This window comes from Mucilaginibacter sp. 3215 (assembly GCF_050433785.1).
In the GTDB taxonomy this organism is placed as follows: Bacteria; Bacteroidota; Bacteroidia; order Sphingobacteriales; family Sphingobacteriaceae; genus Mucilaginibacter.
Genome location: NZ_JBNPWO010000018.1, coordinates 71,629 through 85,912 on the forward strand (window position 1 = coordinate 71,629; position 14,284 = coordinate 85,912).

At 43.4% G+C, this 14,284-nt stretch carries 15 protein-coding genes; 11 read left to right on the forward strand and 4 right to left on the reverse strand.

All coding sequences use genetic code 11. The annotated features are described in order from the left end of the window. The first annotated feature begins 178 nt into the window (after positions 1–178). Together panB and ABIC84_RS22740 are read left to right on the forward strand one after the other, a co-directional pair. Entirely contained in the window at positions 179–994 is an 816-nt protein-coding gene (panB, locus tag ABIC84_RS22735) for a 3-methyl-2-oxobutanoate hydroxymethyltransferase (protein WP_429265037.1), read from the forward strand. 60 nt (positions 995–1,054) lie between these two features. Further along, a complete protein-coding gene (locus ABIC84_RS22740; protein WP_090528924.1) occupies positions 1,055–1,801 on the forward strand; it encodes an RluA family pseudouridine synthase in 747 nt (248 codons plus the stop codon). A 25-nt stretch (positions 1,802–1,826) separates the two neighbouring features. Here the strand turns inward: ABIC84_RS22740 and yiaK are convergent, their stop codons facing one another. Next, positions 1,827–2,810 (reverse strand): 3-dehydro-L-gulonate 2-dehydrogenase, encoded by a 984-nt coding sequence (gene yiaK, locus ABIC84_RS22745; RefSeq protein WP_429265038.1) that lies wholly within the window; start codon positions 2,808–2,810, stop codon positions 1,827–1,829. An 89-nt stretch (positions 2,811–2,899) separates the two neighbouring features. Between yiaK and ABIC84_RS22750 the strand changes: the two genes are divergently transcribed. Together ABIC84_RS22750 and purN are read left to right on the forward strand one after the other, a co-directional pair. After that, positions 2,900–3,406: a DUF5004 domain-containing protein gene (locus tag ABIC84_RS22750; RefSeq protein ID WP_429265039.1), complete on the forward strand. Its 507-nt coding sequence runs from the start codon at positions 2,900–2,902 to the stop codon at positions 3,404–3,406. 107 nt (positions 3,407–3,513) lie between these two features. Continuing rightward, a complete protein-coding gene (gene purN / locus ABIC84_RS22755; RefSeq protein ID WP_090528933.1) occupies positions 3,514–4,092 on the forward strand; it encodes a phosphoribosylglycinamide formyltransferase in 579 nt (192 codons plus the stop codon). 44 nt (positions 4,093–4,136) lie between these two features. Here purN and ABIC84_RS22760 read toward each other — a convergent pair whose 3' ends face one another. Together ABIC84_RS22760 and ABIC84_RS22765 are read right to left on the reverse strand one after the other, a co-directional pair. Continuing rightward, the gene (locus tag ABIC84_RS22760; protein WP_176627992.1) at positions 4,137–4,421 is read right to left on the reverse strand and encodes a type II toxin-antitoxin system RelE/ParE family toxin; all 285 of its coding nucleotides are present in this window, start codon (positions 4,419–4,421) and stop codon (positions 4,137–4,139) included. Between the two features lie 14 nt (positions 4,422–4,435). Next, positions 4,436–4,672: a hypothetical protein gene (locus ABIC84_RS22765; RefSeq protein ID WP_176627991.1), complete on the reverse strand. Its 237-nt coding sequence runs from the start codon at positions 4,670–4,672 to the stop codon at positions 4,436–4,438. Positions 4,673–4,867: 195 nt separating this feature from the next. Between ABIC84_RS22765 and purH the strand changes: the two genes are divergently transcribed. The 6 genes from purH (at position 4,868) to rodA (ending at position 12,453) form a co-directional block, all read left to right on the forward strand. Next, entirely contained in the window at positions 4,868–6,394 is a 1,527-nt protein-coding gene (gene purH / locus ABIC84_RS22770; RefSeq protein ID WP_429265040.1) for a bifunctional phosphoribosylaminoimidazolecarboxamide formyltransferase/IMP cyclohydrolase, read from the forward strand. A gap of 273 nt (positions 6,395–6,667) precedes the next feature. Next, positions 6,668–7,690 carry a rod shape-determining protein gene (locus ABIC84_RS22775; protein WP_090528947.1) on the forward strand — a complete coding sequence of 341 codons (1,023 nt, stop codon included), beginning with the start codon at positions 6,668–6,670 and terminating at the stop codon, positions 7,688–7,690. Positions 7,691–7,816: 126 nt separating this feature from the next. Then, complete coding sequence (gene mreC / locus ABIC84_RS22780; protein ID WP_429265041.1) at positions 7,817–8,650, forward strand: rod shape-determining protein MreC; 834 nt, start codon at positions 7,817–7,819, stop codon at positions 8,648–8,650. After that, positions 8,643–9,161: a rod shape-determining protein MreD gene (locus tag ABIC84_RS22785; protein ID WP_090528953.1), complete on the forward strand. Its 519-nt coding sequence runs from the start codon at positions 8,643–8,645 to the stop codon at positions 9,159–9,161. The genes mreC and ABIC84_RS22785 overlap by 8 nt, the downstream gene beginning before the upstream one ends. Continuing rightward, the gene (mrdA, locus tag ABIC84_RS22790) at positions 9,158–11,191 is read left to right on the forward strand and encodes a penicillin-binding protein 2 (protein WP_429265042.1); all 2,034 of its coding nucleotides are present in this window, start codon (positions 9,158–9,160) and stop codon (positions 11,189–11,191) included. Before ABIC84_RS22785 ends, mrdA begins: the two co-directional genes overlap by 4 nt. Next, positions 11,188–12,453, forward strand: a complete 1,266-nt coding sequence (gene rodA / locus ABIC84_RS22795; protein ID WP_429265043.1) for a rod shape-determining protein RodA — start codon at positions 11,188–11,190, stop codon at positions 12,451–12,453. Before mrdA ends, rodA begins: the two co-directional genes overlap by 4 nt. An 87-nt stretch (positions 12,454–12,540) precedes the next feature. On the opposite strand, the gene ABIC84_RS22800 is transcribed toward rodA, so the two are convergent. Beyond that, positions 12,541–13,608, reverse strand: coding sequence for a hypothetical protein (locus ABIC84_RS22800; RefSeq protein WP_429265044.1), 1,068 nt, complete (start codon positions 13,606–13,608; stop codon positions 12,541–12,543). A gap of 73 nt (positions 13,609–13,681) precedes the next feature. Between ABIC84_RS22800 and ABIC84_RS22805 the strand changes: the two genes are divergently transcribed. Further along, positions 13,682–14,263 (forward strand): thymidine kinase, encoded by a 582-nt coding sequence (locus ABIC84_RS22805; protein ID WP_090528965.1) that lies wholly within the window; start codon positions 13,682–13,684, stop codon positions 14,261–14,263. The last annotated feature ends 21 nt before the right edge of the window (positions 14,264–14,284 follow it).

Consider the following 14,284-nt stretch of genomic DNA (forward strand, 5'->3'; position numbering starts at 1 on the left):
TGTGGGATTTCGGATTTATTAGTAATGAATACGCTCCCTGCCAATCAAAATAACAAATCAAAAACAGAAAAATCCGAAATCGAAATTCCGAAATTCGAAATCCAAAAATCACCTTCGAAATCAAAATTCCGAAATCCGAAATCATGCTTACCTTTGCACTGCGATAACACATTTATCAATGTCTGTAAATAAAGAAATAAAGCGTATCACCACCAATACCATCCAGGAGATGAAGGTTCGTGGCGAAAAGATCTCTATGCTTACCGCATATGACTATTCGATGGCTACCATAGTCGACGATGCCGGGACTGATATCATCCTTGTTGGTGATTCGGCCTCCAATGTGATGGCGGGTCACGAAACTACGCTGCCTATAACGCTCGACCAGATGATCTATCATGCATCATCTGTAGTACGTGCGGCCAAACGTGCATTGGTGGTTGTCGATCTGCCTTTTGGATCATACCAGGGCAACTCAAAGGAAGCGCTGAACTCAGCTATCCGCATTATGAAGGAAGCCGGGGCGCACGCCGTTAAAATTGAAGGCGGCGTTGAAATAGCCGAATCAGTTAGCCGGATCTTAACCGCCGGCATCCCGGTAATGGGACACCTTGGCCTTACACCGCAATCCATATATAAGTTTGGAACATACACTGTACGCGCCAAACATGAAGCCGAGGCACAAAAACTGCGTGAGGATGCCCTTAAACTCCAAGAACTTGGCTGCTTTGGTATCGTACTGGAAAAGATCCCGGCCAAACTGGCCCAGGAGGTCTCCGATAGCCTGCAGATCCCAACAATAGGTATCGGCGCCGGTCAGCATTGCGACGGCCAGGTATTAGTGATCCATGATATGCTGGGGATTAACAAAGGCTTTAAACCCCGCTTTTTACGCCAGTACTCTAACCTGTATGACATCATGCACGATGCGATCAAAAATTACAATACCGACGTAAAAAGTAACAGTTTCCCTAACGAGAAGGAGCAGTATTAATTAGCCTATAGTTGATAGTTCATAGATCATAGTAAAAATGATGGCCATGAACTATTAACCATGAACCATGAACTAACACAAATGGCCCGTCCTGAATTTAATTATAGCAATGCCGATATTACCGATAAGGATGTTCTTTATGAGGACAACCACCTTATTGCCATAAATAAACGCGCGGGAGACATTGTACAGGTTGATGAAACCGGTGATGAGCCCTTGGACGAAAAAGTAAAAAAATACATCGCCAAAAAATACAGCAAGCCCAACGGCGCATTTTTAGGCGTGGTGCACCGGCTGGACAGACCGGTAAGCGGCGTGATCCTGTTTGCCAAAACCAGTAAAGCGCTCGACCGGATCAACAAAATGTTTAAAGCCCGTGAAATGCATAAAACCTATTATGCAGTAGTGCGCAAAAAACCATTCCCCGAAGAAGGCACCCTGGTACACTGGCTGGTAAAAAACTCACAGAAAAATGTAACCAAAGCCCATGACCGCGAAGTGCAGGGCAGCTTACGTTCGGAGCTAAGTTATAAGTTAGTGGGCGAGCTAAACGGATACTATTTAATTGAGGTTGACCCGATAACCGGCCGCCCGCACCAGATCAGGGTGCAGCTTTCAACTTTGGGCTGCCCCATTGTGGGCGATAATAAATATGGTTATCCCCGTGGCAGTCTGCGCAAAAGTATTTGCCTGCATGCACGCAAGCTTACGTTTGTACACCCGGTAAAAAACGAACCGGTTGCTATTATCGCTCCCGTACCGCGCGATGGCTTTTGGGAAAAATTTGAGGGAATGATGGTAGGGTAAATTTGTCAGTAGTCAATCCATCGGTTCACATCGCCAAAACCCTTTCCCAGATCTCCTCATTAACAGGTATCCCATCCCGTAAATTCCGCTCTCTTGTTTTGAGCATATTTTCGCCAGGGTATGAAACCTGTTCACCATCAACAGGATTGCTGCTTTTGGTGTAATCCAGGATCTCATTTATCAAACGCTCATTTTGCTCAGTGTCTGTCTTTAGGCAGATAAATACCTGCGATACGCCCCACTCCTTTTCGTGTTCGCTGATTTTTGAGGTAGATTTTCCGCCGCTTAATAAGGTCGCCAGCAGATCAAGCATCAGCGATAAACCCGACCCTTTCCAAAAACCAATAGGCAACATCCGTTTTGACTGCAAAATGGCATCGGCATCAGTACTTAAATTCCCTTCATGATCATAGCCGCCGGGCAATGGCAAAGGTTTATTTTGCGATTTGCTCTCCATCAGCTTACCTACCGAGTATTGCGAAATAGCCATGTCCAATAAGACATGTCCGCCCTTACGCGGCACCGCAATAACCAGGGGATTATTACCAAGCCGCGGGTCGAGCCCGCCCCAGGGCGGCAGGTTAGCAATGGTGTTTGTAAAACAAATGCCTATAAATCCGGCATCAGCCGCCTGCAAGCCATAAGTACCGCCACGCATCCAGTGATTGGTATTTTTGATAGCAACACAGCCAATGCCGTACTCACCGGCCAGTTCAACAGCCCGGCTCATGCACCTGTTTGCGTTTAACATACCAAGACCAAAATTACCGTTCCATTGCTCAATTGCACCCAGGTTGTTTACCATTACAGCTTCCGCATCCGGTTTAAACAAGCCTTCCTTTACAGTTTGTACAAAAGCAGGAAACCGGTTAAGGCCATGACTGTAAACACCATCCCTGCTGTTGGCGGCGAAAATGGCGGCGCATTGCCGGGCTTTTGCAAGCGGCAGATCAATACTTAATAGTACTCTTTCAAATTCGGCTTCAAGTTTTTGGTATGGAACGCGCATTGGTTTTGAAATAAATTTAATTTATAGCGTTTATTACAGTGTACTGATGCAAGGTAATCAACCATATTTTATAATTTTGCCTTTAATAAATGAAAAGAACCCCGCTGTTGTTTTTCCTGTTTTTAATAAGTATTGCGCTGATTGTTAATTCATGCAAGAAAGATAACTTAAGCCATATACCCGGATTATTAGCAGGTAACTGGCAATTGGCTTCTATAACCGTTACCAATTATGTGGGTGATGCCCAGGTTTCTTTAGATACCTTAAACCAAACTTGCCAGGATACCCAACTTTTTACCTTCAATGACGACAATTCCTGCAGCTACACTAATTTTCAATGCAAATCAGATACCGCGAAGGGCCGCTGGTCGCTTACTGCAAATAAATTATTTTTAATTTCGGACATGGTTTGTAAAGATACCACCAAAGCATCGGGCGGTACCTCAAAGCCATTTGAAAACACTAAAATAGTTACCTTGGGTAATTATTCGCTGGTATTAGAAACAGGGGATGTTGAACCAAACTATTCGGCAACAAAAAAACGACGCATTATGCGTTACGGGTTTATCAGGCAAAAAGTAACTGCCACCCAATAGTTATAATATTTTTAATTGTAAAATGGTTTTAATAGTTTCAATGCCAAGTAAACAGTCAGCCCGATGAAACTATTGTAGCTTCGTCTTCGTTGAAAAACAAATTATCGATGAAAAAAAGAATTGCCATTTTCGCTTCAGGTTCCGGCTCAAACGCGCAAAAGTTAATGGAGCATTTTAAACGCAATGCCGATGCCGAAGTTGTGCTGATACTTACCAATAATCCTCAAGCTTACGTTTTACAGCGTGCCGATAACTTTGAGGTACCCTCGCATATTTTCAGTCGCCATGAGTTTTATGAAACAGACGGTGTTATCCGCCTGCTAAAAAACTTACAGGTTGATCTGATTGTGCTCGCCGGTTTTTTATGGCTTGTGCCCCAATCATTATTAAAAGCTTTCCCCAATAAGATTATTAACCTGCATCCTGCCCTGTTACCCAAATATGGCGGCAAAGGCATGTACGGCGATAACGTACACCGCAAAATATTGGAAGACAAAGAAGAGGAAAGCGGCATCACCATTCACTTCGTTAACGAAAACTTTGACGAAGGCGAGATTATCCACCAGTCGAAATTTAAAATTGAACCGGGCGATACGCTTGAGATCGTAAAATTTAAAGGCCAGCAGTTAGAGCATAATCATTTCCCGAAAGTTGTTGAGGCGCTGTTGAAAAAGATGAAAAGCTGAGTTTTTTAGTGATTAGGGGGGTATCTAAGTTCTTTTATGGGTTATTAAAACAACAATGACCCATGTATAATTTCGTAAACAGTCAATTCACCATCAACAATTTTAAAGGCTATAACCCAGTCATTGAAATGACTGCAAGAATATTTGAACGCGGCTAAAACCTCATGGTTACAAATGGAATGCTGTACTCCGGGTACAGCTAATCTTTTGATAGCTGTCTTGAATTTCAAAGCAAATCTTGCACCGCTTCCCGGCGTATTTTTCGATTCTACAAAATCAACAATCGCATCAATAACCTTTAAGGCCTTAGGCTTAATAGTAACGTTCAAAATACAGAATGGGCTTATTGAGTATATTTAGAAAAAGCTTTATCTAACGGGATAGCTTCTTCATCAAGATCTTTATTTAAATAATTAATCAGCTCTTCGTTTGTTGCTTTTCTTCCAATCCCCCTCGCGACGTCAATTGTATTCAAATCCTTAACTTCTTGTGTTTGCGCAGAAAGACCAAGCTCTTCAGCAAGCTGCATCAACAAGCGGGTCTTTTTTTCCGAATTTGATTGAATAATCACCGTAGTCATATACTAAGTTACCAATTATTTATGAATACCTCAACAATTAGCCTATCGAACGCACGGTAATACACATTAAATATCGCCTGCTATAAAATTTCGATGTGGATAAATATCGATCCTATGCTAATAACTAATCTCTAATTAACTAACCTCCAATTAACTAAATATCACTACCTTTGCGGCTCAAAAAACAGTGTGTACATGAGCCAGTCAGTTCAAATAAAAAATGCTTTAATTTCTGTTTATTACAAAGATAACTTAGAGCCCATCATTCATGAGTTAAACCGCCTTGGTGTAAATATCTATTCAACCGGAGGTACCGAAACTTTTATCCGCAATTTAGGTGTAAATGTGATCCCGGTTGAGGACCTTACTTCATACCCTTCGATACTGGGTGGCCGTGTTAAAACCCTGCACCCTAAGGTTTTCGGTGGTATTTTGGCCCGCAGGAGCTTTGATGGAGATAAACAACAATTAGAGCAATATGAAATTCCTGAAATTGATTTGGTAATTGTTGACTTGTACCCGTTCGAGGAAACTGTACAATCAGGTGCCGGTGCCGAAGATGTGATCGAAAAGATCGATATCGGTGGTATTTCTTTGATCCGTGCAGCTGCAAAAAACTTTAAAGATGTAGTAATCGTGGCTTCAAAAGATGACTACGCCGGCCTGGAAAATATCCTGAAAACACAGGATGGTACTACTACAATTGATCAGCGCCGTTCATTCGCTCAAAAAGCATTCAACATCTCGTCGAACTACGATACACATATTTTCAACTATTTTAACGAAGCCGAGCCGCTTCCGGTGTTTAAACAAAGTATCCAAACCAGCCAGGTTTTACGTTACGGCGAAAACCCGCATCAAAAAGGCACTTTCTATGGTAACCTTGATGCCATGTTCAACAAACTGAACGGCAAAGAGCTTTCATACAACAACCTGGTTGATGTTGATGCTGCAGTTGCTATTATTGATGAGTTTACCGAGCCTACTATCGCTATCCTTAAGCATACCAATGCCTGCGGTGTAGCTTCACGTTCATTTATTAAAGAAGCATGGATCGATGCTTTAGCCTGCGACCCGGTATCTGCCTTTGGTGGTGTAATTATTGCCAATGCCGAAATCGACGCAGAAACTGCTACCGAGATCGACAAGATATTTTATGAGGTGCTGATCGCTCCGGCATTTACAGACGAAGCAGTACGGATCCTATCAGGCAAAAAGAACCGCATCCTGTTGGTTCGCCAGCCGGTTGAACTGCCTGTTAAGCATTTCAAAACTTTATTGAATGGTGTAATTGAGCAGGATAAAGACGCCGTCATTGAAGGTCCGGCCCAAATGACTACTGTTACTGAAAAAGCACCGACTGAGGCTGAATTGAAAGACCTGTTCTTCGCTAATAAAATTGTAAAGCATACCAAATCGAACACCATTGTATTTGCTAAAAATAACCAGCTAATGGCAAGTGGCGTTGGTCAAACCTCAAGGGTTGATGCACTTAAGCAAGCCATTATTAAAGCTCAAAGCTTTGGTTTCGACCTGAACGGTGCGGTAATGGCGTCCGACGCTTTCTTCCCCTTCCCTGATTGTGCCGAACTGGCTGCCGAAGCTGGGATCACCGCCATTTTACAACCAGGCGGATCAATTAATGACAAGCTTTCGGTTGCCATGTGCAATGAAAAAGGTTTGGCTATGGTTACTACCGGCGTACGTCACTTTAAACACTAACATTTAAGGTTGACCGGGTTGATTTGGTGAGTAGTTTATTAGGTTAAAAACGTTTGATTGAAGAGTAGGGATTGATTTGGTGAAAAGGAAAAATGTTTTTAACCTGTTTTAACTTAATTTACCTGTAAATCCGGTCAACCATCTAATAAATAAGCTCTATCAACCCAACCCCAACACAATAAATGTGATTTTTTAACGCTTAAGTTTGCAAAATGCTAATTTATTTAAGCGTATTTTTATAAACTTTGCATAACATACTGAAAGAAATACCAGATGGGTTTATTTAACTTTTTTACACAAGAAATTGCTATCGATTTAGGTACAGCAAATACCCTCATTATACATAACGACAAAGTTGTTGTTGACGAACCCTCGATTGTGGCGTTCGACAGGACAACGAATAAAGTGATTGCCATTGGCAGGCAGGCCATGCAAATGGAAGGTAAAACGCACGATAATATCCGTACCGTGCGCCCGCTTAAAGACGGTGTAATTGCCGACTTTAACGCCGCCGAGCACATGATCCGTGGGATGATCAAAATGATTAACCAGGGCAAGGGATGGTTCTTCCCATCATTGCGTATGGTGATCTGTATCCCATCAGGTATTACCGAGGTTGAGAAACGCGCAGTACGCGATTCGGCCGAGATTGCCGGCGCTAAAGAGGTTTACCTCATCCACGAGCCAATGGCTGCAGCTGTAGGTATCGGCATCGACGTGGAAGAGCCTATGGGCAACATGATCATCGATATTGGTGGTGGTACTACCGAAATTGCCGTTATTGCTTTATCAGGTATTGTGTGCGACCAGTCAATCCGTGTTGCAGGAGACAACTTTGATTCGGACATTGTTCAATATATCCGTCGCCAACATAACATCATGATTGGTGACCGTACTGCCGAAAAAATTAAAATTGAGGTTGGCGCCGCGCTTCCTGAACTAAGCGAGCCACCGGGTGATTTTGCCGTACAAGGCCGTGACCTGATGACCGGTGTTCCAAAACAAATTATGGTATCATATACCGAGATTGCGCATTGCCTTGATAAATCAATTTCAAAAATTGAGGAAGCGATATTAAAAGCGTTGGAAATTACCCCTCCCGAGCTTTCGGCCGATATTTATCAAACCGGTATCTACTTAACCGGTGGCGGTGCGTTATTGCGCGGTTTGGATAAGCGTGTGGCTGCCAAAACCAAACTACCCGTTCACGTTGCCGAAGACCCTCTTCGCGCCGTAGTACGCGGAACCGGCACCGCCCTTAAAAACATTGGCAATTTTAAATTTTTAATGCAGTAACTGAGTTAGTGATTAGAGGTTAGTGATTGGAGATTAGTTATTATTAAAATACTTATCTCCGATTCCTAATTTCTAATTTTGCTATACACAACTAATCTCTGATCTCCAATTAACTAATCTCCAACAATGCGTAACCTTTGGATATTTATAACTAAGTATAACGCGTTTTTTTTATTCCTGATTTTTGAGATTAGTTCGCTGCTTATATATATTAAATACAACTCGTTTCAAAAAGCGTCTTTTATTAATTCAACCAATAAGGTAACCGGTACCTTGTACAGCCAGGTTGATGCTTTAAAAGAATACCTGTCATTAAAAGAAACCAACGATAGCCTTGCCCGCGAAAATGCCAAACTTCGCGGCCAGCTCAAAGCTTCTATGTATGTTGATACTGTTGAAAAACACAAGGTTAATGATACCGTTTACAAACAACAATATACTTATATTGTAGCCAAGGTAATCAATAATTCGTTCAATAAACGCAGCAACTATATTACTATTAACCGGGGTAGCAGGGACGGCATCCAAAAAGATATGGGTGTAATAACAGGTGCAGGCGTTGTGGGCCAGGTTATTGCCGCAACCGAGCATTTGGCTATTATTCAATCGGTTTTGCATAAAAACACGCGGTTTAGCGCCATGCTTTCAGGTACTAAAGATATAGGCTCGTTTGTATGGGGTAACGATCTTGATCCGCACAGGGGTGTATTGATAGATATCCAGAATAATGCCCAGCCCAAAATTGGCGATACGGTGGTTACATCGGGCTATTCGCTTTTCCCTACCGGTATACCGTTTGGCAAAGTTACCAACCTGCATGCCAAAGGCGGCGGTTTACTCATCAACGTTGAGGTAGCCTTAGCTGTTGATTTTACAAAGCTTCAATACGTTTACGTGGTAAATAACAAATTTGCCGGTGAACAAACGGTACTGGAGGCCGTACAAAACAAAAATGAGTAGAACTATCCTTGTTAACCTTGTTAGGTTTATAGTTTTGGTTTTTATGCAGGTTTTCCTGTTAAAAAACATAACGTTTTATAATCTTGCTACCCCTTATTTCTATATCCTTTTCATTTTGTTGCTTCCCTTTGAAGTACCTAATCCACTGCTGTTTGTACTCTCGTTCCTGACAGGCCTCACTATTGATGCATTTTATGATACACCGGGGCTTCATGCTGCGGCCTGCGTTGTGCTGGCATTGGTACGTGTACTTTTTATCAGCATCACGGTACAAAAGGATGGCTTTGATAACGAGCCCGAACCTACTTTGAGTATCATGGGTTTCAGGTGGTTTTTTACTTATGTGTTGATACTTACTTTATTCCACCACTTTTTCCTGCTTAATTTAGAGGTTTTTAGTTTTTCTGAAATACAATACACACTAAGCCGTGTTGTTTTGAGTTCATTGTTTACCGTATTTTTAATACTAATTTCGGGCCTGCTATTTTTCAGAAGGAAAGAACGTAAATGAATAAGTTTTTTGAACGCCGCTACGTTGTTACCGGTATTTTTATAGCTATCATATTAGCCCTGCTGGGAAGGCTTTACTATATCCAGATAGTTGATGACAAGTACGAGATCTATGCCAACAGTAACGTAAGACGCACAACCATACTTTACCCTGCCCGCGGGCCTATACTTGACCGTAACGGCAAAATCCTTGTACAAAACGAACCCATTTATGATGTTACCGTTAACCCCAAGGAAGTAAAACCTTTTGATACCTTGTTGTTTTGCAAAATGATAGGTATTGATAAGGAAGGTTTCGACAAACGCTTTGCCAAGGCTAAAAAACAATCGCCCAATACAGCATCCGTATTTGAAAAACAACTTTCTGTTCAGTTGTATGCTTCATTGCAGGAAAAGCTGTTTGAGTTTCCGGGCTTCGCTATAGTGCCCCGCACCATACGCACTTATCCCGACTCGGTAGCCGCACAGTTTTTAGGTTTTATTGGCGAGGTCACCGACAGGGATATCAAACGCTCAAACGGATATTACCGCCTTGGCGATTATATCGGCGTTACCGGCGTTGAAAAGGCATACGAAAATGTATTGCGCGGTCAGCGCGGCGTACAGGTACAAATGGTTGATTCGCACGGTGTACCCAAGGGTTCATTTGCCAATGGCGCGCTTGATACCGTACCCCGTTCGGGCGAACGTCTGACCTCGTCGTTAGACGTTGACCTGCAAAGGCTTGGTGAAAAACTAATGCAAAACAAGTTGGGCAGTATTGTGGCCATAGAGCCATCATCGGGCGAGATCTTATGTTATGTGAGCAGCCCTACCTATGACCCTAACCTCATGGTAGGCCGTCAGCGCGGTAATAACCTTGCCAAAATGTACAATAACCCGTATAAGCCATTTTTCATAAGGCCTATCCAGGCGCAATATCCTCCCGGTTCATCATTTAAACCATTAAGTGCCCTTATCGCTTTACAGGAAGGCATTATTAACCCCAGCGAAACTTTTTATTGTACTGGTAATTACCGGGCGGGCAACCGAATTGTACACTGTAACCATGGCGAAGCACATGGCACTGTAAATATGGCCCGGGCGGTAGCCGAATCATGCAACGGTTACTTCTCGATGGTTTTTCAGCGTATTGTTGACCGGTACGGCGTGAAACGGACTGAAGCCAATTTTGCGGCGTGGCGAAATAATGTAATGAAATTTGGCCTTGGCGCCCGGCTTGACCTGGATATGCCAGCCGAAAGTCGTGGCAACGTGCCCACGCCGCTACATTATGATAACGTTTACAAAAAAGGCGGCTGGCGCTCAAGCACCATAGTCCCGCTGGCTATTGGCCAGGGCGAGCTTTTGGCAACCCCATTGCAAATGGCTAACCTGGAGTGTACTATTGCCAATCGCGGGTATTATTATAAACCGCATTTAATTAAAGCCATAGGTACCAAAAACGTAATTAAAAAAGAATACGTTGAAAAAAACTACGTTGGGATAGATTCGGGATATTTTGAACCTGTTATTAACGGGATGCAGGCGGTAGTTGAAAACGGTACAGCCCGCAGGTCAAAGATACCTGATATTATTATGTGCGGTAAAACCGGTACCGCGCAAAACCCGCATGGTGAGGACAACTCGGTATTCGTGGCCTTCGCCCCACGCGATAATCCTAAGATAGCGATTGCTGTTGTAGTTGAAAACTCGGGCGAGGGTGCGCATTGGGCCGCTCCTATTGCAAGCTTCATAGTTGAAAAATATCTAAAAGGTAAGATTACCCCGCGCGAATCGGGAATTACAGTTGATTATTATGCAAATGCTAATCGCCTGCCCGATCTTAGCCTTTATGCTCAAGACCTGCAAAAAGAACGCAGGCGTGACAGTATCAGGGCGGCAAAGGTTGATTCCATCAAAAAGTTCAAAGCCGATTCAATTAAAAAATTCAAGGCCGATTCGATAAAAAAAGAAAGGCGCGAATCAGCTTATAACAATAGGCCTGCGAACTGGATTAAATCATTAACGGGCGGGAGGGCAAGATCATGAGCACTCAGCAGCGGAGTTTCTTTTTTAATGTAGACTGGCTTACGGTTTTTCTGTACCTGATATTATGTACCATTGGCTGGTTCAATATCCATGCTGCAGTTTATGACCCAAATCATCAAAGCTTAGTCGATGCCTCTACCAATTACGGCAAGCAGTTTATTTACATCTGCGTATCCATTGTGGTCGGTATTGTGATCCTCCTGCTCGAAAGCCGGTTTATTGCAGCCTTAGCCCCGGCATTTTACGTGGTGATTGTGCTGTTATTGATACTGGTGCTGGTAATAGGCCGAAACGTAGGCGGTAATCAGGCCTGGATCAACATGGGCGGCGGCTTCCGGCTGCAGCCTTCGGAGTTTGCCAAGTTTGCAACCTGTTTATTGCTTGCGCGATATTTAAGCGGCACCAACATCCGGGTTACCGAACCCAAATCATTTTTAACGGCCGCCGTGATTATCGGGTTCCCGATGTTGCTGATCATGCTGCAGCCCGATACCGGTTCGACACTGGTATTTTGCTCTTTGATATTTGTTTTATACCGCGAAGGGCTTTCGCCTTATTTCCTGGTGATAGCGGGGTTGTTCATCACCCTTTTCGTTACGTCGCTATTATACAATCCGCTATATATTATCCTGATCCTGGCTGTAATAACCGCTTTCATTATCTTTTTATTTAAGCGTAACAGGCAGCTCATCAAAACCGTGATCATCGGCCTTGCAATCTCTATAGCGTTTATATTCAGTGTAAAGTTTATTTATACCCACGTTTTAAAGAAACATCAAACAGAGCGTATTAACATACTACTGGGTATCACTACGGATTTAAAGGGAAAAGGCTATAATGTAAACCAGTCGAAAATAGCTATAGGCTCCGGAAAAATGTGGGGTAAAGGCTATTTACATGGTACACAAACCCAATACTCGTTTGTACCCGAGCAAAGTACCGACTTTATTTTCTGTACCGTCGGCGAAGAATGGGGCTTTGCAGGCTCATTAACCGTAATAAGCCTTTTCATGTTCCTGATATTACGGGTAATTCTCATTGCCGAACGGCAGCGATCGCCTTTTACGCGTATTTACGGTTACGGTGTAGCTTCCGTGCTGTTTTTTCACGTAGTGATCAATATCGGTATGACCATTGGCGTAGTGCCCGTTATTGGAATCCCCCTACCGTTTATCAGCTATGGAGGCTCGTCATTACTAAGTTTTACCATGCTCCTGTTCACGCTTATCAAACTCGATTCAAACAGGAAATCGAATGTTTGATAATTTTAGTCAGAAGTCCGTAAGTCAGAAAGTTGGGGTACCTCTAAAATTGTCTTCACCATGAACCATCAACTATGAACTAAACCGCTACGAAGCAGGATATCTCCGTCGTAACAAAGCGTAAAACTTATCGGCTGTTGATGCTTTACTTTCCCAGTTATTTTTAACTACGTAGTTTGTTTTCAGGAAACGTTCGGCTTCTTCAAAAGTGTTAAATCGGTTTACTATCTCAATAGCTTCACTATAGGCCAGGCTGTAACCATTAAACAGATCTTTTATATAAAGCAGCTTATCATTCAGGTTTATGGCCGATTTAAGATCGGTAACCGGCAGCTCGGCAGTGGTGCTTGCCGCGTTGTTCGCTTTCTCGGCCTTTTGGGCCATGATCCTTTGATTAAAGGTCAGTACCTGCTGGTTGTTGCTTGTATCTGCTGAAGGAGCTGTAGCAACAACAGGTTCTGCTGTGGGTTTTACGGGCTCAATTACCGGCACGGGCTGTTCGGCTATGGGTATTATCTCCACCGGCTTTTCGGGAAGTTCACCAATCAGTTCTTCCTGCTCAAACCTGTCAGCCTCATCATCCCAGGTATCAGCCTCGTTTAAATTTAGTTCAAAACCGCTTCCTTCCGGAATCTCCTGTTGAAAAGAATAAGTGTCTGCCTCTTTTTCGGCAGCAATATTTATTTGCGGTTCGGGCGTTTCTTTTATTTCGGGAGCGGGATTGATCACCTCTATTTTTACCGGGTTAAACGGCACCGGGGCCGGCGGTTCGGCATCGCTGGTAAGTTCTATCTTATCAACCGGCACAGGGACATGCTGTTGTACTACCGGTTCAAAAAAGCGCTGCTCATGCAAAGCTTCCTCCTTTGCAGGCGGAGGTGTTGCCGGCACCGGAGCGGGAGGTAACACCAGTGTCACCGGTGTGTGTTCTTCAGCTGCCGGCTGGTTTTTTTCTGCAAGCAGTGCAGGAGCAGCCGAGCGCTCGTTGATGCGGCGCAGTATTTCGGCATGGTCTTTTAAAAAATGGGCATTGGCTACAAAAAGTTCTAATTCAAGCTCGTTAAGTTCGCTGGGATCAGCTGCGAGGTAGTCGTATTGATCATTAAGCTCCTTTAAAATCCCACCTATCTTTTTAAATACATCCATTTGCTTCATGGCCTCAATGTTAGGAAAATGCTTACCAAAAATAGGATTAAATTCTGATATTTGCCGACTATAAAAGTCATAAATGGTATATCACGAAGAGGTTTTCAGGCGTAAAAGCGAAGTAGGCGGCAGTATTGAGGTTATCTGCGGATCAATGTTTTCGGGCAAAACCGAAGAGCTGATCAGGAGGCTTAACCGTGCCCGCATTGCCAAGCTTAAGGTTGAGATTTTTAGCCCTAAAGCCGATACCCGTTATGGCGAGGATGCCATCATTTCGCATAATGCCAGCAAAATAACTTCTACCCCGGTTGATAGCGCTTCGGCTATCTTACTGCTGGCCAGTGATGCCCATGTAATAGGTGTTGATGAGGCACAATTTTTTGACGATGAACTCCCCGAGGTATGTACCGTATTGGCCAACCGCGGCGTACGTGTAATTGTAGCTGGCTTGGATATGGATTTTAAGGGCCGTCCATTTGGCTCTATGCCCAACATTATGGCCATTGCCGAATCGGTAACCAAGCTGCAGGCCGTTTGCGTAAGGTGCGGCAACCCGGCTCAATATTCATACCGCCTGGTACATGATAATTCAAAAATATTATTAGGCGAAAAGGAAAGCTATGAGCCCCGCTGCCGGGCCTGCTATAATACCGTTGCGGGTTAACATTTAATTAAATAATATATT

Coding starts and splice junctions, on each gene's coding strand:
- panB (WP_429265037.1), top strand. CDS start 179: ATGTCTGTAAATAAAGAAATAAAGCGTATCACCACCAATACCATCCAG.
- ABIC84_RS22740 (WP_090528924.1), top strand. CDS start 1,055: ATGAACCATGAACTAACACAAATGGCCCGTCCTGAATTTAATTATAGC.
- yiaK (WP_429265038.1), bottom strand. CDS start 2,810: ATGCGCGTTCCATACCAAAAACTTGAAGCCGAATTTGAAAGAGTACTA.
- ABIC84_RS22750 (WP_429265039.1), top strand. CDS start 2,900: ATGAAAAGAACCCCGCTGTTGTTTTTCCTGTTTTTAATAAGTATTGCG.
- purN (WP_090528933.1), top strand. CDS start 3,514: ATGAAAAAAAGAATTGCCATTTTCGCTTCAGGTTCCGGCTCAAACGCG.
- ABIC84_RS22765 (WP_176627991.1), bottom strand. CDS start 4,672: ATGACTACGGTGATTATTCAATCAAATTCGGAAAAAAAGACCCGCTTG.
- purH (WP_429265040.1), top strand. CDS start 4,868: ATGAGCCAGTCAGTTCAAATAAAAAATGCTTTAATTTCTGTTTATTAC.
- ABIC84_RS22775 (WP_090528947.1), top strand. CDS start 6,668: ATGGGTTTATTTAACTTTTTTACACAAGAAATTGCTATCGATTTAGGT.
- mreC (WP_429265041.1), top strand. CDS start 7,817: ATGCGTAACCTTTGGATATTTATAACTAAGTATAACGCGTTTTTTTTA.
- ABIC84_RS22785 (WP_090528953.1), top strand. CDS start 8,643: ATGAGTAGAACTATCCTTGTTAACCTTGTTAGGTTTATAGTTTTGGTT.
- mrdA (WP_429265042.1), top strand. CDS start 9,158: ATGAATAAGTTTTTTGAACGCCGCTACGTTGTTACCGGTATTTTTATA.
- rodA (WP_429265043.1), top strand. CDS start 11,188: ATGAGCACTCAGCAGCGGAGTTTCTTTTTTAATGTAGACTGGCTTACG.
- ABIC84_RS22800 (WP_429265044.1), bottom strand. CDS start 13,608: ATGAAGCAAATGGATGTATTTAAAAAGATAGGTGGGATTTTAAAGGAG.
- ABIC84_RS22805 (WP_090528965.1), top strand. CDS start 13,682: ATGGTATATCACGAAGAGGTTTTCAGGCGTAAAAGCGAAGTAGGCGGC.